This is a genomic window from Serpentinicella sp. ANB-PHB4, from assembly GCF_031432315.1.
In the GTDB taxonomy this organism is placed as follows: domain Bacteria; phylum Bacillota; class Clostridia; order Peptostreptococcales; family Natronincolaceae; genus Serpentinicella.
This window is the reverse complement of record NZ_JAVKGO010000011.1, coordinates 12,239-33,164: the sequence shown is the minus strand read 5'-3', so window position 1 is coordinate 33,164 and position 20,926 is coordinate 12,239. Positions and strand designations below refer to the sequence as shown.

21 protein-coding genes and 1 riboswitch are annotated in these 20,926 nt (G+C 32.6%); of the genes, 4 read left to right on the top strand and 17 right to left on the bottom strand.

Annotation, left to right across the window (positions count from 1 at the left end):
• Positions 1-95 precede the first annotated feature (95 nt).
• From RH915_RS09125 to RH915_RS09095, 7 genes are all read right to left on the bottom strand, one after another.
• Positions 96-2,126 (bottom strand): PAS domain S-box protein, encoded by a 2,031-nt coding sequence (locus RH915_RS09125; RefSeq protein WP_310479513.1) that lies wholly within the window; start codon positions 2,124-2,126, stop codon positions 96-98.
• Between the two features lie 160 nt (positions 2,127-2,286).
• Positions 2,287-3,624 (bottom strand): hypothetical protein, encoded by a 1,338-nt coding sequence (locus RH915_RS09120; protein ID WP_310479511.1) that lies wholly within the window; start codon positions 3,622-3,624, stop codon positions 2,287-2,289.
• 339 nt (positions 3,625-3,963) lie between these two features.
• Positions 3,964-5,217: an ABC transporter permease gene (locus RH915_RS09115; protein ID WP_310479509.1), complete on the bottom strand. Its 1,254-nt coding sequence runs from the start codon at positions 5,215-5,217 to the stop codon at positions 3,964-3,966.
• Positions 5,214-5,948 carry an ABC transporter ATP-binding protein gene (locus RH915_RS09110; RefSeq protein WP_310479507.1) on the bottom strand — a complete coding sequence of 245 codons (735 nt, stop codon included), beginning with the start codon at positions 5,946-5,948 and terminating at the stop codon, positions 5,214-5,216. The genes RH915_RS09115 and RH915_RS09110 overlap by 4 nt, the downstream gene beginning before the upstream one ends.
• Before the next feature lie 16 nt (positions 5,949-5,964).
• Positions 5,965-6,486: a nitroreductase family protein gene (locus RH915_RS09105; RefSeq protein ID WP_310479506.1), complete on the bottom strand. Its 522-nt coding sequence runs from the start codon at positions 6,484-6,486 to the stop codon at positions 5,965-5,967.
• 28 nt (positions 6,487-6,514) lie between these two features.
• Entirely contained in the window at positions 6,515-6,937 is a 423-nt protein-coding gene (locus RH915_RS09100; protein WP_310479503.1) for a GNAT family N-acetyltransferase, read from the bottom strand.
• Between the two features lie 36 nt (positions 6,938-6,973).
• Positions 6,974-7,132, bottom strand: a complete 159-nt coding sequence (locus RH915_RS09095; protein WP_310479501.1) for an aspartyl-phosphate phosphatase Spo0E family protein — start codon at positions 7,130-7,132, stop codon at positions 6,974-6,976.
• 152 nt (positions 7,133-7,284) lie between these two features.
• Between RH915_RS09095 and RH915_RS09090 the strand changes: the two genes are divergently transcribed.
• Entirely contained in the window at positions 7,285-7,668 is a 384-nt protein-coding gene (locus tag RH915_RS09090; RefSeq protein WP_310479500.1) for a helix-turn-helix domain-containing protein, read from the top strand.
• A 231-nt stretch (positions 7,669-7,899) separates the two neighbouring features.
• Here the strand turns inward: RH915_RS09090 and RH915_RS09085 are convergent, their stop codons facing one another.
• Together RH915_RS09085 and RH915_RS09080 are read right to left on the bottom strand one after the other, a co-directional pair.
• Positions 7,900-9,402 (bottom strand): NCS2 family permease, encoded by a 1,503-nt coding sequence (locus RH915_RS09085; protein WP_310479499.1) that lies wholly within the window; start codon positions 9,400-9,402, stop codon positions 7,900-7,902.
• A gap of 36 nt (positions 9,403-9,438) precedes the next feature.
• On the bottom strand, positions 9,439-10,011 hold the full coding sequence (locus RH915_RS09080; RefSeq protein WP_310479497.1) for a xanthine phosphoribosyltransferase: 573 nt from the start codon (positions 10,009-10,011) through the stop codon (positions 9,439-9,441).
• Positions 10,012-10,247: 236 nt separating this feature from the next.
• Positions 10,248-10,349, bottom strand: a riboswitch (purine riboswitch).
• Between the two features lie 196 nt (positions 10,350-10,545).
• Here RH915_RS09080 and RH915_RS09075 point away from each other — a divergent pair.
• On the top strand, positions 10,546-11,394 hold the full coding sequence (locus RH915_RS09075; RefSeq protein WP_310479496.1) for a DMT family transporter: 849 nt from the start codon (positions 10,546-10,548) through the stop codon (positions 11,392-11,394).
• Positions 11,395-12,128: 734 nt separating this feature from the next.
• Here the strand turns inward: RH915_RS09075 and RH915_RS09070 are convergent.
• From RH915_RS09070 to RH915_RS09055, 4 genes are read right to left on the bottom strand one after another with little or no spacing between them, the layout of a single operon-like run.
• Positions 12,129-12,437, bottom strand: a complete 309-nt coding sequence (locus tag RH915_RS09070) for a hypothetical protein (protein ID WP_310479495.1) — start codon at positions 12,435-12,437, stop codon at positions 12,129-12,131.
• Between the two features lie 23 nt (positions 12,438-12,460).
• Positions 12,461-12,868: a bactofilin family protein gene (locus RH915_RS09065; RefSeq protein ID WP_310479493.1), complete on the bottom strand. Its 408-nt coding sequence runs from the start codon at positions 12,866-12,868 to the stop codon at positions 12,461-12,463.
• A 45-nt stretch (positions 12,869-12,913) separates the two neighbouring features.
• On the bottom strand, positions 12,914-13,834 hold the full coding sequence (locus RH915_RS09060; protein WP_310479491.1) for a M23 family metallopeptidase: 921 nt from the start codon (positions 13,832-13,834) through the stop codon (positions 12,914-12,916).
• 9 nt (positions 13,835-13,843) lie between these two features.
• A complete protein-coding gene (locus RH915_RS09055; protein WP_310479489.1) occupies positions 13,844-14,410 on the bottom strand; it encodes an ion transporter in 567 nt (188 codons plus the stop codon).
• A 309-nt stretch (positions 14,411-14,719) separates the two neighbouring features.
• On the opposite strand from RH915_RS09055, the gene RH915_RS09050 reads away from it, so the two are divergent.
• Positions 14,720-15,556 (top strand): hypothetical protein, encoded by an 837-nt coding sequence (locus RH915_RS09050; RefSeq protein ID WP_310479487.1) that lies wholly within the window; start codon positions 14,720-14,722, stop codon positions 15,554-15,556.
• Between the two features lie 96 nt (positions 15,557-15,652).
• Here the strand turns inward: RH915_RS09050 and RH915_RS09045 are convergent, their stop codons facing one another.
• Positions 15,653-16,573: an AEC family transporter gene (locus tag RH915_RS09045; protein ID WP_310479573.1), complete on the bottom strand. Its 921-nt coding sequence runs from the start codon at positions 16,571-16,573 to the stop codon at positions 15,653-15,655.
• A gap of 208 nt (positions 16,574-16,781) precedes the next feature.
• Between RH915_RS09045 and RH915_RS09040 the strand changes: the two genes are divergently transcribed.
• On the top strand, positions 16,782-17,198 hold the full coding sequence (locus RH915_RS09040; RefSeq protein ID WP_310479485.1) for a hypothetical protein: 417 nt from the start codon (positions 16,782-16,784) through the stop codon (positions 17,196-17,198).
• Between the two features lie 33 nt (positions 17,199-17,231).
• Here RH915_RS09040 and nhaC read toward each other — a convergent pair whose 3' ends face one another.
• From nhaC to RH915_RS09025, 3 genes are all read right to left on the bottom strand, one after another.
• Entirely contained in the window at positions 17,232-18,638 is a 1,407-nt protein-coding gene (nhaC, locus tag RH915_RS09035) for a Na+/H+ antiporter NhaC (protein ID WP_310479483.1), read from the bottom strand.
• 63 nt (positions 18,639-18,701) lie between these two features.
• The gene (locus tag RH915_RS09030) at positions 18,702-19,808 is read right to left on the bottom strand and encodes a GGDEF domain-containing protein (RefSeq protein ID WP_310479480.1); all 1,107 of its coding nucleotides are present in this window, start codon (positions 19,806-19,808) and stop codon (positions 18,702-18,704) included.
• Between the two features lie 206 nt (positions 19,809-20,014).
• A complete protein-coding gene (locus tag RH915_RS09025) occupies positions 20,015-20,761 on the bottom strand; it encodes a ZIP family metal transporter (protein WP_310479477.1) in 747 nt (248 codons plus the stop codon).
• Positions 20,762-20,926 lie beyond the last annotated feature (165 nt).

Genomic DNA, 20,926 nt, shown 5'->3' with positions numbered 1-20,926 from the left:
TCCCTTTTATGATAAATATTGTAAATAGTAATCTCTAAAAAATTGACTAGATTATTTATATTTTCACTAGTCAATTTCTTTTTGTCTTATTCTTATTACTTAGTATATATATCTGAAAACTCAATAAACATTCTTTCAATGTTAAAGCTGTCATAATTATTAACTTTGCATTGATTAGAATTACAATTTTCTACATACTTTAATGGTAATCTAATGATAAATGCACTACCTTTTTTAAAAGTGCTTTCTACTTCTACACTACCACCATGCATCTCCACTAAGGCTTTTACAAGAGATAGTCCTATGCCGCTACCCTCATGGTTTCTTGTTAAAGATTTATCTACTTGAACAAATCGTTCAAAAATGGATTCTTTCTTTTCTTCAGGTATTCCTCTTCCCGAATCCTTAACTTTTATCACTATATCTTTATGATCGCTGTCAATGCTTACTTCTATACTTCCTCCCGAATCAGTAAATTTAATTGCATTCGACAGAAGATTTAATAAAATACGTTCAATTTTCTCAGGATCACATGCTACTACCCCATGTTCTAAACTCGAATGAAACCTTAGTTTTATATTTTGATTATGCACATAATCTTCTACTGAAGTAACAATATTTTTTATAAGGGTTACGATATCATAATTTTCGAGCTCTACATTGTAAAAACCAGAATCAATCCTGGTAATATCTATTAAATTATTTACTAAACGCAACAATCTAAAACAATTTCTTTTCATACGTTCCGCAGTCTTTTTGTATTTTGGATAATTCGGGTTATCTTTATCATCTTCTATGTACAAGTCATTTAATTGTAAACTACCCAATATAACATTTAGGGGTGTTCTTAACTCATGGGAAAGATTTGCAAAGAACTCTGTTCTAAGCTTATCCATCGCAATCCTTTCCTCTAAATTTTTTCGTTCGGTAATATCTCTAGAAACGACTAAAACAACATGTCCCTCCTCATAAGGGATTTTTAAGCCTGTAGTTTCTACATTAACTTCTTCTCCATTTTTATTTGCGTATTTAATTTCACTTAGCCCTACTAGGTTTTGTTCATACTTAAGCTTCGAGCAACGCTCTTTAACAATAGCTTTAAAGTCCGGGTGAACAATATCTATATATTGTTCACCAATTAATTCATCGGGAGATTCATAACCTAATAATTTTACACCAAAGTCATTTACAAATTGAATTTTGCCGTTTTCTTCTTGATCTACTAAAAATACGGCATCCGGGAGAAATGATATAATCTTTTCTTGTTTTTCTGCATTTTCTTTTAAGCTTTTTTCAAAGCGCTTCCGTTCCGTAATGTCTCTGGCTACAATAATGGTTGCTTTTTCCCCTGAAAAATCAAATTCATTGGTAATAACATCAACGGGGATATGTTGTCCTGATTTTGTAATATGTGTTGATTCAAAGGTAACCTTCCCTTCTCTTCTCACTTTATAAACAAGTTCTTGTAGGGTTTCCTCGTCCAAAACACTAATATCCTTTGCCGACATATGAAGTATTTCTTCATATGTATATCCTAGCCGAGTGTAACCCTTAGTATTGACCTCTAAGAAATTACCCATCTTACCATCTTCACCTATTTTTAAGAAGTATATAGCGTCATTTATATTATTAAAAAGTTCTTTGAATTTTTTTTCACTTTCATTTAGTAGTTGTAATTTTTTATTTTTATCAGTGACGTCTTCTATAATCCCATAAATATAATCCCTACCACTTATATTTACAACCCCACCGATTGCTTCTACATCTCTTAATTCTCCGCTTTTTATGCGATGTTGTACGTAGAATTTTCCCTGATTATCTTCTCTGTTTTTACCGACTTTTCTGTCTCTTTGTTCTTTCGTCAAACCATCTATCTCTTTTATATTCATTTTGGTTATTTCCTGTTTTGTATAACCATAAAATTGAAGCGCTGCATCATTTACTTCAACAATATTTCCAGACGCTTGATCTATCAACAGTAAAATAGCACTTATGTTCTCAAATATATTAGAATGAAGGCTTTCATTAAGATCTTCGTAGCTTTTTAGCTCCATTTTTAACTTTTTATTTTCTTCTCTAAGTTGCTTTAGTTCCGCTTCAAGCGCTTGTAAATTAGTATTCGTCATGATGTTCCCCCAAGAAATTATTTAAATAATATTGTAGTTATAACATCTTAGTACTATTATCCAAAAATACAAAAATTCCTGCAAATTTTGCTATAAAATTACATAATTCTTTAAATAAAAATACGCTCTTGGACAAGAGCGTAAATCTGTAATATGCTAGTTAATTCTCATCAAAGACAAAAACATTATTTTCATTTGTAATGACAACAAAACGTGCTGTTTTTTCATCTTTGTACAAAGTCATCACATCCCAGGGGAAATAGATAATTTCCTCTGACATTATATCTTCTGAATCATCGAAACTTACTTTAAGTAGTTGATTTTCTTCTATTATATAAGCAATGCTACCCTCCACAATGGCAAACATATCTCTATTATTTAAAATATCCGGATGGCTATAGGTTTTACGTTCATTTGTCTCAAGTTCGATGATATCCAATACATCCCTTACGCCAAGATTACTACCATAAATATATTTCTCAGATAAAAAGTCAAAGAAGTTATAGGGCATATTTCTTACATTCGTTGCTTCTTTTTGTTCAATATTGTAAATCATAACCTTTTCGTAATTTAATTTCTCTAATTGTCCTTCAGATCCTTGAATTATTTCCCCTACGGATATACCAACCCTCGACCCTTCCTGACTCCATTGTATATTTTCAAAAACATCTACCATTCCCTCCGGTCTTGTAAAGATCGTTTTCTCTTCTTTACTTTCTAGGGAAAGAAGTACCATTTCATACCCAATGTATGATTCCCAATGGGATGTAAAAATTACTTCTTCAATGGGATTGTCAGGCATTTTTATAAATACAAGATGTTCATCATTTGGTCCCCAATTTGTCGTTGTTGCATCCACTTCATAATATAGATTCCCCTCAATGTCATAAATCTGATTATGGTTGACAACAAAATAATTTCCTAATGGACTCCATCTTGTTTTGTAAGAGAATGTTTTAACTTCTTCTTCACTCATACTATCCTTTACTAAAATTCTATTGTTCTCTTGTATATTATATAAGTATAAATGTGCATTTTCAGTGGGTCCCTTTGTATATAAAACAAGGCTTTCATCAGGAGATATACGAACATTTGGACTTCTAGTAAAAGTAATTTCCTCATCTATTTTCTTGTCTTCTACACCGCTTCTGTGAAGTAATTGTCCCTCGCTGTCTACAAGTAAAGCCTCATTTTTTTTTATCGGAATAAATGAATCATAACGACCAATTCTTTCGTGAATTAATGTTAATTCAAAATCTGCTAGATCCAAAGCATAAAAATTAAAATAGTTTTCTTCGACCCCTGTAAAATAAAATATACCTTCTTCTACTCGCACACCAGTAATGCGTCCTATATCTGCAACTGCTTCTACTTCTTCTAATCTTTCTAGGGCTGATTCAATTGCTTCCTGCTGCTGGGGATCTTCCTCCCTGCCGCACCCAATTAATATGACTATCATAAATAGTAAAATTATGATAAAACAGCTTCCTTTTTTCACTGTAACCACTCCTATCATTCTTCCTTACTGCCATCCTTGTCCTTAACAATATCTTTTATTTTTATATAGAAGTAACCAAATCCAATTACAATTGCCACAGAACTAAAGAGCATTATAATATATCTTGTCATTTTATCACCTTCAATCCTATATCTTCTTTTTATTATTCTCCATATTTCCAGTTCATATTTATTTTTTTGTGTTTAATCAACTTGAAATACACGCTAGTAATTATACAATGAAGTAAATATGGATACTGTAATTGACAACGCTTTTATTTTCCATAAAAAAACCTTGTAGAACCAGCATGGTTCTACAAGGTTTGAGCTTTTATTACGATTATATATTACCTTTATTCTTAAATAAAAAGATATTTATTTGTATTACAATACAAAGTATACTCCAAAGAAGTATAGCAATAATGTCCGTTGCAGGATGGATAATTGATCCATTATATAAAATATTTATCAAACTAACTATTCCTACTAAGGTTCCCAAAACAATGAATGGACCTAGGGTTAAAACTTTCTCTTTTTGTTTATTGCTAAAAGGATAAATGTTAAACCATACAAGATCTTTTATCTCACTCCAAATACTTACTAAAAAGTCTGACATAATAAACATAACAAACATTAATACAATTATAAAAATTATTTGATTATTAGATATGAAAACCGTACCCAGTGCAATTACAGTAAGTTGAAGCAATAGCATTAAATTTCCTGTATTGCGTGTTAATTTTCTAAAATATAATAAATATAAAGCCCCTTCTTTTGTAAATGGGATCAATCGAACACCACTGAAAATTGAAAAAGTTTTCTTTCTAAACTGCTTTTTCTTTTCTGGTGGTCTACCTAAAAGAATAGAAAATTGATCTGACCGCATATCCGACTCCTCTTGTATCCAACGTCCCCAATCTAGCTGTATCTTATTTATAAAATAAGTTGTAATTAACCAAAAAGTTATCGCACAAAAAATTAAAATTAAGCTTGAATACAATGATATTCTTTCCATCAAAAACATAGGTGTGAAATAGAGCGCTAGCGTCCATGCAGTCCAGAAAAATAATAGTTTAAGCCCTCGGCGTACCCACTTACCTCTTTGTTGCTGAAGGATAAATCGGGTATTAATAAAAGTTAATTTTATAAACAGGCCCCATAAGTACAGTGGTAAATAAGTCTTAACTGAAAAATCCGAAATCCCTTTATATAATAAGATAGCTATACTAGATAACACGGTCCACTTTAACACATGTGTACCCATATTTAGAAGGAAGGAATACTTTGCAAACTTCTTTCCTAACTCATTAAGGGGACTCAAGAAAAACTCATCTGCAGGTTTTAAATATGCGATAAATTTGCCGGAAAGTACTATGTAGACAATTAAAAAGGGATACAATGCATATAGTAAAATATTATTCTGTATGATTTCACTTAACTTTGGTATTGTCTCAATGTTTAAATACACAAGTCCCCCTACAAGTAGTAGGACATAAATCATAATTATCCAGTCTATTTGAAATCTAATAAATTTATAATAGGTTTTTACTAGATATATCATTCTTTTTTTCCAAAGCAAATAAACAGGATTCATGTCTTTGCCCCCATTACATTACAAAAAATATCAGTTAAAGACTGTTCAATTAACCCTGACTGCTCTTGTAACACTTTTAATCCACCAGATATTATAACCTTTCCATCATTTATAAGGACAAATTCATCACAAATTTTTTCAGCTGTATCTAACACATGGGTACATAATAAAATACCCATACCTTTTTCTCTTTTCTGTTGTATTTGCTTTATTAAAAGACTAATAGCTGTTGGATCTAATCCTATAAAGGGCTCATCTACAATTAAAAGGGAAGGATTATACAGAAATGCACACATAATCATTACTTTCTGTTTCATTCCCTTTGAAAAGGTATTGGGAAAATGATGCAGCTTATCTTTCATATTAAATTGTTCAAGTAATTCATTCATGCGCTCAGTAAATACACTTTTTTCTATATCGTGGGCCATAGCTGTAAATTGAAGATGTTCAAACAATGTAAACTCGTCATATAATAGTGGTGTTTCAGGTATGTACGCCATTTCATTTTTTAAATTCTCAGGAAACTCTAAAACATTTTTACCCAAGAGATCTATGCTCCCGGACATAATAGGTAATATCCCAAGAATTGTTTTAATCAAAGTAGTTTTTCCAGCCCCATTTGAACCTATGAGTCCCACAATCTTACCTTTGTCTATATTAAGAGATACTTCTTTCAATATACTTTCCTTATCATACCCTGAAGTTACTGAATTGACTTTTAATATTTCCATTTCTACCTCCAGTGTTTTAAAAATATGTATTTACATGTATTTTAGTAAAATCTAAATCTTCCTCTTTATAGGCCGCTTTTTCTTCATTCGGATAACCTAACCCAATGATCGACTCCACACGCATATTCTCTGTCAAGCTAAAAATTTCTCTTGTGTATTGTTCTGCAGATATCTCGTGGTTATGTTCCCGCATTCTAATTTGTATCCAGCAAGAGCCCAATCCCAAATGCTCTGCCATTAATTGTATAATTGTCGACGCTATGGATGTATCTTCAATCCAAACATCGCACTTTTCTTCATCTGCAAGAACAACAATCGCTAGGGGTGCTCCACTTAGGAATGTTGAACCATGGGCTTTGGCTTTAGAAAGCTGTGTAATAATTTCTTCATCAGTTACAACAATAAACTCCCACGGACGTCTGCTTTTTGATGACGGGGATAGCAAAGCAGCCTTCATAATTTGATCAACTTTTTCTTGCTCCACTTTTTGCTCTGTGTATTTTCTAATACTTCTTCTCTTCATTAATAAATCAAGCACATTATCGCCTCCTTGAATTAAATAATTATTATAACTTCTTCGTCATTGTTACATGAGGTATTCCTGCTTCCATAAACACGTTAGAAGTCCGTTTATATCCGAGTTTTTCATAAAAATTTTCCGCATGGGTTTGTGCATTAAGTTTTCCTTTTTTTATACCCCGTTCCTTTGCTATTTCCTCTAAAGCTTTTACAATATCCTCACCAAATCCTTTTTTTCGATACTTTTCTAACACACAAATTCTTTCTAATTTTGCCGTATCATCCAGGATTCTTAACCGTCCGGTACCTACTGGTACTTTTCCATCATACACCAGAACATGATCACTACTTGTTTCATATTCATCAAATTCTTCTTTTGGGTCCACATTTTGTTCCTCTACAAAAACGATTTTTCTTATTTCATGAGCTTTTTCAAAAAGATCAAAGTTACTTATACGCTTTATATTCATTTTGACAATTCCTTTCAGTCTTTATAAAGATTACTCTTATTCGTTTTCTTTTTCAACTTCATCTTTATTATAGTATTCTACGATGTATTTATCTAGTTTTTGGCTTATTTTTAGTACAATATCCGCTCTTATATTCATATTTATTGCATTATCTAAAATATTTCTAGTAACTTTTATTTTTTCTCTATTATTCACGTCTGTTCCTCCTAGAATTAGGAAATAAATATAATTTTACATCAACTGTTTACCAATTGCAAATAAATAATATGTGCAATTAGCTGATTACAAAAAATATTTACTTTCGTTACAGTATATCTATATACTCAAAATCAAGGGAGTGAACAAGGGTGATAGAAAAATTTGAAATAGATAATAAAAAAATAGGTCAAAGAATAAGAAAAGAAAGAGAACAACTACGCCTTTCTAGAGAAGAATTAGCTGAAATTTTAGGACTGTCCGATTACTATGTTGGTCAGCTGGAACGAGGTGAAAGGCAAATGAGCCTTCCTGTTCTTGTTAAAATTACAAATTGTTTTCACGTTTCATTAGACTTTCTTGTTTTTGGAACAGAAAAATATCAGAATGATTTGTTTAAAGAATCTGATGAGAATTATAAAACTAATACTGATAAATATTTTCAAGAAATTTACGATTTACTCATGAAGTGTTCTCCTAATGAGTTATTGCTTTTCAGAAAACTAATTAGTACTATTCTCCCTCATATAAAATAACACTTCTCACACAGAGAAATAAAACTATGATGACACTTATTAAATCACTGAAGGCATGAATATACAAAATCTAAATTCCACTTGTACTTTATTAGGTTTATATTCTACTCGTAACCATCTATTCCTATGCTATATTTTTAAATGTATATAACTTTCTATATAATAAAAACCTCTAAATCATTTAACACAAGTTAAACAATTTAGAGGTTTTTTTATAACACAAAAGTATTTTTACTTTACTTCTTCTATTGCCTGAGTCCCTTCATCTGCTTTTGCATAAAATTTAAAGCCTACGAATAACACTGCCATAATGACATAGCCTAGTACATATTGATAATCGAATAAAAAGGTTAGCTCCGGTGCATGCATAAAGCCTACAGCGGATAACACTGCCCCTGCTAAAGAAGCGTAAGCTGCTTTTTCAAATTCATTATCAATGATAAATACTAAAATAGCGCCCCAAATTAATCCGGTAAACATTGCACCCTGTCCTAAAGGTACAATTCCTGAGGAAAGATTAGCAACAACTTCACCCGCTGCATTATTAAACCTAGTCATAATGTAATTCGCAAAGTAAGGGAACATTGCCAGAACAACAGCTGGGAAATGTTTTTTCTCTACTGATCCAAAGGTTTGCGAAACCATGGATATACCTACAAATACTAATATGGGTGCAATTACAGCTATAGGAATAATTTGTGACATTGCTGCTATTACGCCAAAAGTTGAAGTTAATAAGAAAACAACACCATTTAAAACAGAATATCCTCTTCCTGCATTCATCCACTTTGATCCTATAGAAGCAATGTATACAGTTGTTGGGAATACCCCACCAAATAATGACCCAATTACTGTTCCAACACCATCAACAATTTGTGCTTCTTGTACATTATAAGTGTCTCCTGCTGCTGACATAGCTTCAACATTGTTTAATGTTTCAATAAAATTATATATAGAAATTGGTAATAATACCGCAAATAAACTTGCCATTGGTCCAATTAAATATGAAAATCCTTCTATAAAGCCTAGAGTTGGTAGTGGCAAATACAGTCCTGCTGATGAAAAGCCTTCTGTAATTTGATTTACATCCGCTTGTCTCGTTACATACGCTAAAACAGTTCCAATTACAATAGCAAACAAAGAAGCTGGAATTTTAAAAGGCATCGCCTTTTTCGCTACAAGTCCAATTAATATAATTGCAAGTACTAGCATTCCTACTACGGGCATTTCATAGGTTCTAAAGAATAACTCTCCACCAATAAAGGCAAAGGCTACCCCTGCTAATGCTCCAAGCATTGATGCTCTTGGTAAGTGTGTATGAATCCACTTTCCTATAACACTTCCAAGGGCTTCTATAACACCACCTAGTAAACAGGCTGCCATAGCAATTTTCCAAGCCATTTCAGGATCACCAGTCAAACTTAGTGCTGGGCTTAAAACCCCAAATAAATAGATAAACATTACCGGTGTACTGATCCCATAGGATAAGGCGGTAACATCCGTTCTATTTTCTTTTATTGCAAGTTTTTTAGCCATATGGGCATAATAAAAGTTACCAAATAATACCGAAATCGCTGCCCCTGGGATTACTCTACCATACACAATACTTGCTGGAAATCCCATACCAATCATTGTAACTGCAATAAGTACAAAGTTAGCTAGATTGTTTTGGAAAAGCGCAAAAAAACCATCAACATCTTCTCTTTTAAACCATGGATAATGTGCTTTTGTCATAATAATCCTCCTTCGTGAAATTTAAATGTATATTTTTTATTCTGAAAAAGATAACTGACCTGCATCCATAGATGCTATAATTGCTAGTGACTCAATTCTAAGCCCATTTTTTCTAAGCATACCGCCTCCAGGTTGAAATCCTTTTTCTATGACGATACCTGCACCAACTAAATTTGACCCTGATGCTTTAATTATTTCTTGTAGACCTAAAATAGCCTGTCCATTTGCTAAAAAATCATCGATAATTAATACTTGATCTTCTTTACTTAAATATTTTTTCGATACTCTTATTTTGTAATGCTTGTCTTTTGTATAAGAATATACACTACCTTCATAAGTCTCTTTATCTAGGTTTTTTGACTCCGTTTTCTTTGCAAAAACAACTGGTACTTTAAAATACTGAGCTGCTATTGTAGCTATTGCAATACCAGAAACCTCCGCTGTTAATATCTTTGTTATTTTTTCCTTTTCAAACCTTCTTAAAAATTCTTTTCCTACTTCGTTTAAAAGATCTATATCTAGTTGATGATTTAAAAAACTGTCAACCTTTAAGATTTCACCATTTAATACTCTGCCTTCTTCAATTATTTTTTTCTTTAGTAACTCCATATAATAGTCCTCCTTCTATGTTCTAAATAATAACTAACATTGCTTTTGAGGTAACTTATAAAACTGCGGCTAGCACCTATATAGTAGAAAAATAGAACTTTCCTAGTATATAAAAAAGACGATAAATTAAAAAACCCTGTAGATTTCTTCTACAGGGTTGGTAACCGCTTAATTGGGTAATCGAATAGTATAAAAAGTATAGATCAAATTCCTTTGATTTATATTTTCTAGCCAATTAAATATAAGCAAGCACCCGTAGTTAGACTATTTGCGGCAGTCTAGTAGAAACTTATGGACCATATCTCCAAAATTATACGAGAATCAATATTCTTTTAAAATTATTAGTTTATTTTAGCTTATTTTGTCGAAAAGGTCAAGGAGTAATTATTATTAACTAATTATAATATTTCTATAAAATTCAGTTTAAATTAATTTAATTTTAATCTGTTATACTATGTAGGTAAGACTTTTTTACCAAGGTTTCTATCCATAATAATATAACGACACTTTAATTAAAAACTGGAGGGTTTAATTTTGACAAACAGAACAAAAGGAATTATTTTTATGATTATCGCTTCACTATTTTTTGCTATTATGGCAACCTTTGTACGACTTTCTGGAGATTTACCAACAATGCAAAAAGTTTTTTTCAGAAATATAGTAGGCTTTATTGTTTCAGCCTTTATTATTTTTAGATCAAAGGCATCTTTTAAAGGGAATAATACTAACCTTTTAATATGGCGTTCTTTGCTTGGGTTGACTGGGATTTTTCTATACTTCTTTGCCATAGACCGATTACCTTTAGGTAACGCCGTAGTCCTTAACCAAATGAACCCTTTTTTTGTAATTATATTTTCTTTTTTATTTTTAAATGAGCAAATAAAAAAGTTTCAGGTCTTAGCTATAACAATTGCTCTAACTGGTGTTTTATTCATTGTTAGACCAGGTTTAAACTATACTGTTTTACCAGCACTATCTGCCCTTTCATCAGCAATTTTCGCAGCAGGTGCCTATACAATAATTAGACACCTGCGTTTAACAGACTCCCCTCAAACAATTGTTTTTTATTTCACCGGCATTACAAGCTTGGTATCTTTTCCATTTTTAGTTTTTGGTGAATTTGTTAGACCAAGTATATTTCAAGTTGTTGCACTTTTACTAGTAGGTGTATTTGCAACTCTAGCACAGTTTTTTATGACCCACGCTTATCGCTATGCAGAAGCAGGAGATCTTTCAATATACTCCTATGGAAATACTATCTTCTCAACTTTAATCGGTATATTCCTACTAGGAGAAATGTTAAACATCTATAGCGTGCTAGGGATTGTCCTCATTCTTTTCGGTGCGTATATGAATTATAGGTATAAAGCATCTCATTTATAATTTTTGAAATAAAAGTACACGATGATTCAGAAAAGTCAACACCGAGATCCTTCGTAAACTCAGGATAACAATCAAAAAAATTCTGTCATTCTGAACGCTAGTGAAGAAATTCGGTTGTCATTCTGAACGACAATGAAGAATCTCGGGTTGTCATTCTGAACCCTAGTGAAGAATCTCGGGTTTAGAATATAATTAAGTCAAAAGCGAGATCCTTCGCAAAGCTCAGGATGACAAAAGAATCAGTTGGAAAGTTAGATATGAGACAGGGGATAGAGAAACAAAAGAGTAATTACAAAGTCAAAACCAGATCCTTCGTAGACTCAGGATGACAGATAAAAAAAGTTTTATCATTCCCCTCTGCGTAACCGACTGTCACGAAACTTCTCTTCGGTCATCTGCTTGCACTCTGCGTAAACGACTGACACGAAACTTCTCTTCGGTCATCTGCTTATGAACGACAATGAAGAATCTCGGGTTGTCATTCTGAACCCTAGTGAAGAATCTCGGGTTTAGAATATAATTAAGTCAAAAGCGAGATCCTTCGCAAAGCTCAGGATGACAAAAGAATCAGTTGGAAAGTTAGATATGAGACAGGGGATAGAGAAACAAAAGAGTAATTACAAAGTCAAAACCAGATCCTTCACAAGCTTAGGATGACAGTTAAAAAAATTGGGTTGACACGCAAACCCGATCAAAAATAAAAAAAACCACAGTTCGTTAAGCTGTGGTTAAAATTATTTTTTCTTTTTATTTTTATCGTCTTTGTTTTCTGTTTGATATGCTGCATGTTTAACACTCATAAAAAATCCTAATGTAATACCAAAACCTAGATCGTCCAGTCTAAAAACGGATGTAATCATTAATGTGGCTAAAACAACGATTACATACACTGAAAAATTAAACATCCACTTTGTTTTATATTTTTTTACAAAATTTTGTAATGATTTAAAAACATGAATATTCCACTGATCCAAACTATTAAAGAACATAGTAAAACATACTTGAGACAGTACTGCACCAATTAAAAAAATAAATATATTCAATTTACAACCTCCTAAGTCACAATTTAAGCATTTTCCTTAGCTTTGGTTTTTTTCATTTCTTCTTTTCCGTTTTCTTGGGTTTTCATTTTACAGTTTCCTTCAAATACAGCTTCTTCATCTACCACAAAAGATTTCACTTCAACGTCTCCATAAAGTTTACCCCCTGATGTAACACGAAGCAAATTTGTCGCTTTTACATTTCCTTCAACTGCTCCTGCAATAACTACATTCGTTGTAGTTATGTCCCCCAAAATTTTGCAGTTTTCTCCTATAAAAACATCTCCTTTAACAATAAGATGTCCTTTTATTTCTCCATCAATACGCAGGGTTCCTTCTGCTTTTAGTGTTCCTTCGAAAGCACTATTTTTTCCAATAAGGGTATCAAATTTTTCAAAACTAACTTCTTCCTTCGTTTCTTTTTTTGTAAACATAATAGCCTCCTTCATTATAATTGGTTTCTTTTTATATGTAGTTTGTTAGTTTTCAATAGCAGTCATAGGGTCTATAGGTTCTCCATTTAACCTTATTTCAAAGTGCACATGGGGCCCAGTACTTCTGCCTGTACTTCCCATCTTAGCAATTAGGTCTCCTTTACTTACTCTATCCCCAACACTTACTAGATTTTTGTTATTGTGGGCATATAAAGAAGTGTATCCGTTGCCATGGGATATTGTAATCATTCGTCCATAGGATCCGTTGTATCCAGAAAAAGTAACTACACCGCCAGCTGCTGCATAAATGTTTGTATTCCTACTATTTGCAATATCTACGCCGTTATGAAACTCTAGCCTTCTTGTAACGGGATGTATTCGATCTCCAAAGGGTGAAGAAATCCTGCCCGTTGCAGGCTTTCGGTTTGGAATGGCTTCCAAAACATCTAATTGCTCATTAATATCATTAATTAGAACATTCATTTGTTTTTCTTGCGTCTCTATTAAGTCATTCAAATCCTCTAAATTTTCTAAATCTACATCCACTGTTGGAGCTAACAAAGGCATCCTTGTATTCGATCTTGAAACAACAAGATTGTTAGGTTTTTCTTTCTGTTCTGTTCCAATCATATCAAGCACTTTATTTTCTAAATGGGAAAGTCTTTCAATTCGTTCATCTACTTCCTCTGCTCTTGCATTATAAAAGGCAATTGTTTCTTTCTGTTGTTGATTTTCTTCTTGTAAAACAATTATTTGCTGTGATGCCTCCTGATAATTGTTATTTAAGTAGAAAAAACCTCCACTAAGTACTACTAAGGCTAAAGTTAACATAGCCCCACCAGTTATTAAACTTAAAATAAAGTTATATGAAATTGTAAATTGTTTTATTTCTTTTGTTGAGTTAGGAACAATCATAAAAGTTAATTTTTTATTTTTTTCTCTAATATGCTTAAACTTTTTAATCATTTTTAACCATTAACTCCTTTTTACCGTATCGCTAGTGTTTTTTTCTTCTTGTTCTTTGCTCTTATTTTTTCCAAAACCAAAAACTAGTTTGTTAAATCTTTTAAATCGTGCATAACTTCCACTTTTTAAGAAAGATAGAAAAGATACTTCTAAGCTTCTTGTTAGCTTTAAAAGAATGTTTGGTATTCTATTTAATTTAGAAACGCGACTTATTTTTGCTACCCTTAAAAGTCTTGCTATCCTAAAAAATCTAAAAACAATATCAAAAGGGATCACTGCAATCATTTCAATCCAAGAAGTTTTTATAAAATCTTTTTTCGACTTTTCCCAATATTTATATCGATATATTAAATCTATTAAAAACACACCACATACCAACAAGTCAAAAACTTCTACAAACCTAGTGAATGCCAAGTTATCCACTAAAAAAGTATCTGCAAGTGCTAAAGCCATAATTGACAATGCTAAAACGACCATTAAGGTTTCGACTTTTTGTTTCACTGTGCTATTTGATTTTAAAATATTAAGTAAGCTTAAATAAGCCTTTTTCGTGCTTGTAAAAATACTTTTAACCATTATAACACCGCTCCTATAAGACTTTACTCTCTTATTTAATCATAACCATTAAAATTTTTCTACAGATTTCTACATAAATAATTTACCATTTTTAATATGAAATTACAGTTTATTTCTATGTGTATAAATAGTATTATGAAAATTCCTCATTAGTAGTATTTTATTTATAGGTATATGTCCTTAATTTACTAGGACTGTAGTTTTAAAAATGCCATTTATCATTAAATTTGAATTCTAATTCGTGTATAATAATTATAAAGGTATGCTACATACAATGTAGACAAAAATATTAAAAGGTAGGTGTTATAAATGAACAACAGAAGTCAGTCAGCTAAGATACTTATATTTACCTTGATTTTTACGTTAATCCTTTCTTCTAGTGCATTTGCCAATAATGGTAGGGGTAATGGTAGAGGGAACGCTGCAAAACAACCTGGCCCACCAAGTCATGCAAGAGCAGTAGGCCTTCAAAGAACTCAAACAACTCCTGATGAAGTAGCCAATGTTGAAACTACAGCACAAGTTAATACCCTAGCGTTAGAGGAAAACGATGAAATTTTAGATGAAGACATAATATCAGAATTAGATAAAGAAGTTCAAGAAGCAAACGAAGAAGTCCAAGAAATAGACGAAGTAAAAGACGTGATTCAAGGTGACGACGAAACTACTCCTATTAACGAACCAGATTTTCAGGATAGACAGCCGAAAAAGGCTAAATCAAACAACGGTTTAAATGGTTTGCAAAGAGCAATTCATAACGTTAGACATACGCCTGCTTTTGATGTTATCTCTAGGTTAATTGAGCTTAGAGGTGGTACCGTTGAACTTGATGACACTGAAATCGTTGATGATGAATCAGTGGAAGATAAGGAAGATCAAGACATAGTTGAACAAGACAGTAAGGAGCAACTACCGGAAGATGAAATCGTTGATGAAAAACAATCCGATGTAGAAGGTATAGACAAAGAACTTAAAGTTGAAGATAATAGTGACTATGAAGAAAAGGATACCCCTGAGCAAAATAATGAGGATCTACAAGAGCTTCGCGAAGTAGTCCAAGAAGCAATACAGACTACTTTTGACTCAGAAGAAGATGTTATTACCGCAATAGAAAATTTAATTGTTTTATTAAACAGCTTTATTTAATCTATCGTTCCTCCCCAGAAGATAGTATATATATGTGAAAGACTAAGAGAGACTACTATGATACATAGTAGTCTCTCTTTATCTACCATTCAATATTTAGTTAATAACTAAGGCTATAATTAAGGGCAAGGTTAAAATAGATAGTAGTGTTGTCGAAAATACCATAACTGCTGCATATGCTTCTTCCTTTTTAAAACGCTCCGCAAATATAGATGTCATTATCGCCGATGGCATTGCAGAAAGAAGAATTACTGTTTTTGCAACAATTGAATCATCCCCCACGATCTTAAATAACAGATATAGTGTTAAGGGCATTATTATTAACTTAAGCAGTATGCCATAGTATAATGTCCAATCTTTCATGTAAGACCCAAATTTTACATTTGTAAGAATTACTCCAATAATCATCATTGCTAAAGGACCTGTCATACTTCCTACTGCTTCAATACTTATATTTAAAAAGGCTGGCAAAGAAATATTCGTTGTCATTAATATGACACCAAAAACCACAGCTAAAACAGATGGATTTCTAGTAAGCTTGAGCATTTCACTTCCCGCATCTTTCCACTTAAAATCTCCCTTAAAAATTATGATTCCATATGTCCATAAATATATAGAAAAAAACATATTAAAAATAGACCCATAGAGTACAGCTTCAGCACCGAACAGTGTATTTAATATTGGAAATCCTACATACCCGATATTAGGAAACACATTAGAAAACTGCAGTATCGTTTTTTTATCCTTTTTTACTGGTAATAAAAAATGAAACGAAAAAATACCCATAATGATATAAGCTAAGAAACTATAGGCAAACATTTTTGCCACATTGTCTTTAACACTATCGTCATAGGTAAGCACAAAGGAAGAAACAATCATTAATGGTAGGGTTATATTTAGTAATATCTCTATCAACCCTTTATTGACGTGATCCGTAATAATATTTCTTACCTTACCATATGCACCAATCAACATAAGCATAAATAATGAAATAACGCTGTTAATAATAGTCGACATTTCCAAAAACATCACCCCATCTTCAGCATTATTCATTTTATTCTTGTCGTAGTTTTTTGTGATTGATGCTAATTGTTTTTTTAGAATCCACCTATTTAAATTAGCTTTTAAGTTTGCATGCTTGCATTCTTTTTTTCACCTTGTCACATTTTCAAGGTATACACATAGTGTATTACTGCAAAAGGAAAAAATTTGATGGGGTGATTATATGCCGGAAATTATTAATAACAAAGGAGATTACGCTTTAGACTTCATTATGATTCCAAGTGAGCACATAGGAGAATTTAATGATTTCATGACCCAATACGGAGACTTATCTGACTATGACCTTTTTAATGAAATACTAGTGACAAAAAATGAAGTATCTCAAAGTGAACTACAATCGCATATTAAAAATTTAGATGCATTATCTCAAATGGATGGATTTGTTAACGATTTTACAAGACAAAGAATCGAACTGGTAAAAGAAGTGCTAAATACTGATTCTTCTACAACACCACAATCCAAGATTGAAAAACAGTTTTTATTTGGTGGTAGTAGTTTGCTTTTATGGTTCTTAACCCTAGCGGCCATATGGCGTAGACCTTTTAGGGGTCCAAGATTCAGAAGACCTGGATTTTGGTAAACTGTACTGAGATGTTGAAAACACCACCCTAAATTATGTGGTGTTTTCTTCTGTTTTTGGTGATTGTTTTTCCATGGTTACATTAAAGTATGCAAATGCTGTAGCAACAATAAAAGTTAACCAACAGACAAAGGCATAGGGGGCATATTTTAGTGGGTCTACCGCAAGTACAGATAGCATAAATGCACCACTACTATTCCATGGAATAAGGGGCGCTGTTAAAGTTCCTCCACCCTCTAATGCCCTAGTTAAGTTTTTATTATGTAAATCTAGTTTTTTATAATGTTCTTCATACATTTGTCCTGGAAGAATAACTGCTAGATATTGATTCGCTCCAAAAATATTAATAAAAATAGATGTTAGAGCCGTTGTTAGAACTAATGGTCCACGAGTATTTAAAAAAGCCGTCATTTTGGAAACGATAGCACTTAGCATTCCTGTGTCGTTCATTAGTCCACCAAAGGGCAAGGCCACTATTGCAAGAGCGACAACAGAGTACATACTGGACATGCCACCACGAGATAATAACTCGTCCATTTCATCCCACCCTGTAGAGATCTCTACACCATGATATAGTGTTTCAAAAACCTCTCCTAGATTACTTCCTTGTGCGATGATTTGAACCATACTTCCAAGTAGCACACCAACAGCCAGACTTGGAATTGCAGGCACTTTAAATAAGATAAGTGTTACCACTGCTGCTGGAGGGATTATCAACCAATAGGATAACCTAAAGTTTTCTGCAATGGCACTTTGGTAATCGCTTACATCAATCCCATTCCCACCTTCTATAAAAAATATGCCTATGATTGCATATAAAATTAGTGCTATTACAAAGCTAGGTACCGTCGTATAGAGCATATGCTTTATATGTTCGTATAAATCTACTTTTAGTAAAGAAGGAGTTAAATTAGTAGAATCAGATAAAGGGGATAGCTTGTCTCCAAAGAAGGCACCGGATACAACTGCACCGGCAATTATATGTGCAGGAATACCCAGCCCTTGGCCTATCCCTATTGCTGCTACACCAATTGTTCCAGCAGTTGTCCAGGAACTCCCGGTAACCACAGATATGAAACTACAAAGTACTAATATAGAAGGTAAAAACCATGTTTCACTAAATACATAAAACCCATAGTACATCAAAGCTGGTACAACACCACTGGCAATCCAAGTACCAATGAGCATACCAATAATTAATAAAATAATTATAGCAGATATTGCTCTTGAAATACTTGAAACGATGCTCTTTTCAATTTGATCCCATGAGTGGTTGTAGTAGTATCCTATGGCGGCTACAGTTATTGTTCCTAATATTAAAGAAGAGTGGGGTTCTGTATCGTATAAAAATACAGATACCCCCAAAGAGAGCCCCATTACAATAAAAGGAACAAGTGATATCCAAAAAGAAGGTATCGTTGTTTGATTTTTTGTTGTCATCGAATCACCGCCTTAGTACTCACATACCCGGTCAGAAATTATTTTAAACGGTAATTCCACCAATTAGGCTTTAACAATGTTCTTGCCTGTGTTTTTTGCCTTATACAGCTGCTCATCGGCTCGTCTTAACCAACTATTAATATCCTCTTGAAGACAAAGCTCTGCAACGCCAAAACTACATGTTGCATGCCCCACTTTTGGAAAGTCGTAGTCTGCTATTTTTTGTCTCAATCGTTCAGCCATAATTTTTCCACGCTCTTTTTTCATATGAGGTAGTAAAATAATAAATTCCTCACCACCCCACCTAGCAAAAATGTCAATGTCTCGAATGCTGTTTCTAACCAATTTTGCCGTCTCTACGATCACTTCATCACCACATAGATGACCATAAGTATCATTTATTCTTTTAAAATTGTCAAAGTCAAAAATAATAAGAGATAATGGCGTATTATAAACCTTAGCGTACATAACCCATTTTTTTAGCTCTTCGTCTAACTTAGCTCGGTTGTATGCCCCAGATAAGTGATCCGTTGTAGAGAGTCTTTCAAGCTCTTTACTGTGTAAATATTGGGATCTTTTTGCATGTTGATTTCTAAAGGCAATAATACTGCTAAGCAAAATTACAATTACTAAATATACGATAACAGCTGAGAGCTCTGATAATTTGATATTATCGACTCTATACTTTGATGTCACTAAAAAACATACTGTAATAAATGATGACACCCCAATCATGTGAATCCATCTATTTGGCACCATATATATCGCAATAATAATAACCATTACGCCAAAAGACTGTATTAGAAAATTAGGTGACTCATACATATAAAATACAAATAAAAACAAAAAGGCACATATAATTTCATAAGATGTAATCAAGTAGGATAATATTTTTAAATTATTTATTTTATTCAGTCTTAAAAACAATCCTATTACCAACAAAACAAAGCATATACGCACAGTAGCAATCCATAAAAAAGACATCTTGTTTTGAATAAGAAAGTAATCAGGTATTAAAAATAATGTATTTAAAATTCCTAAGATTAAAATAATCGGTTTTATAAAACGTAATGACTTTTGCATATCTTGTTGAAAAAAAGTTGATTCTAAGCCAGGACAGGAAAATTCACCTAAACAATTTATATAATCCCTATTACTTTTACATTTCATAGGCATAACCTCACATATTTAGTTACAATCATAAAACATACTCTAATATATTTATTAATGTAATTACATAATATGTAAGAAAATTGTTTTTGATTATAGGTCCTGGACCCTATATTTAAGTAATAATATTGACTGCCTCAATATAAAAATCTAACAAAAAAAATCCAGTCTACCGATAGACTGGATTTTCAAGCTTTTCTCTGAACTTACAATAATGCAAAACCTAAAAGCAAACCAACAATTAATCCGGTATTACTCCAATGACTACTCATGGCATTGGCTTGAGGAATTAACTCATCATTTACAATATAAATCATTGCCCCTGCTGCAAAAGCTAAAGAACCTCCTACGAATACTGGAGAAATTTTAAAGAATATCAATCCAATTGCTGTTCCTAGCGGTGTCATTAACCCTGCAATAAGGGTAAATAAGAATATTTTTCCTGAAGAAAGCCCACCAGCCTTTAAAGGTCCTGCAATTGCTAATCCTTCTGGTATATTATGCAGTGCTATAGCCACAGCAATAAATAACCCTAATTCCGGACTTGCTTCAAGTCCCGCACCAATTGCTAATCCCTCAGGTAAGTTGTGTAGGGCAATACCAAATAAAACTAGGTATCCTACCCTTAGCATTGGACTGTCTACTGATTTTAGATTTTCTTCATTTTCAGTAACCAATTCATCACTGTCAGACATATGAGAGTGAGGAACTAGCTTGTCTAATATGAACATCATGCCAGCACCAAGTAAAAATCCTATAATTGCGGTGGTCATGGAACCAAATTCTACTGCTTCAGGCATTAGCTCAAAAACTGAAATTGCTAGCATAATCCCCCCTGCAAAACCTAATAGCGTCGATAATACTTTGTTATTTGGCTTACCGAAAATGATAAGTACAATAACCCCTAGTGTTGTAGAAACACCTGCTAAAAAACTATATAACAAACCTTGCATATCATCACCCTTCTTTCATTATCACTCATTTATATTCTTAGGTAAAATTTATTTTTTATTAAAGTATCTTACTACTTGTCTAATTGATACCCATTCTCAATTATATCTAAACAGCTTTATTTAATCTATGTAAATAAATTGGTATAAATGTTATATGCTGTCATT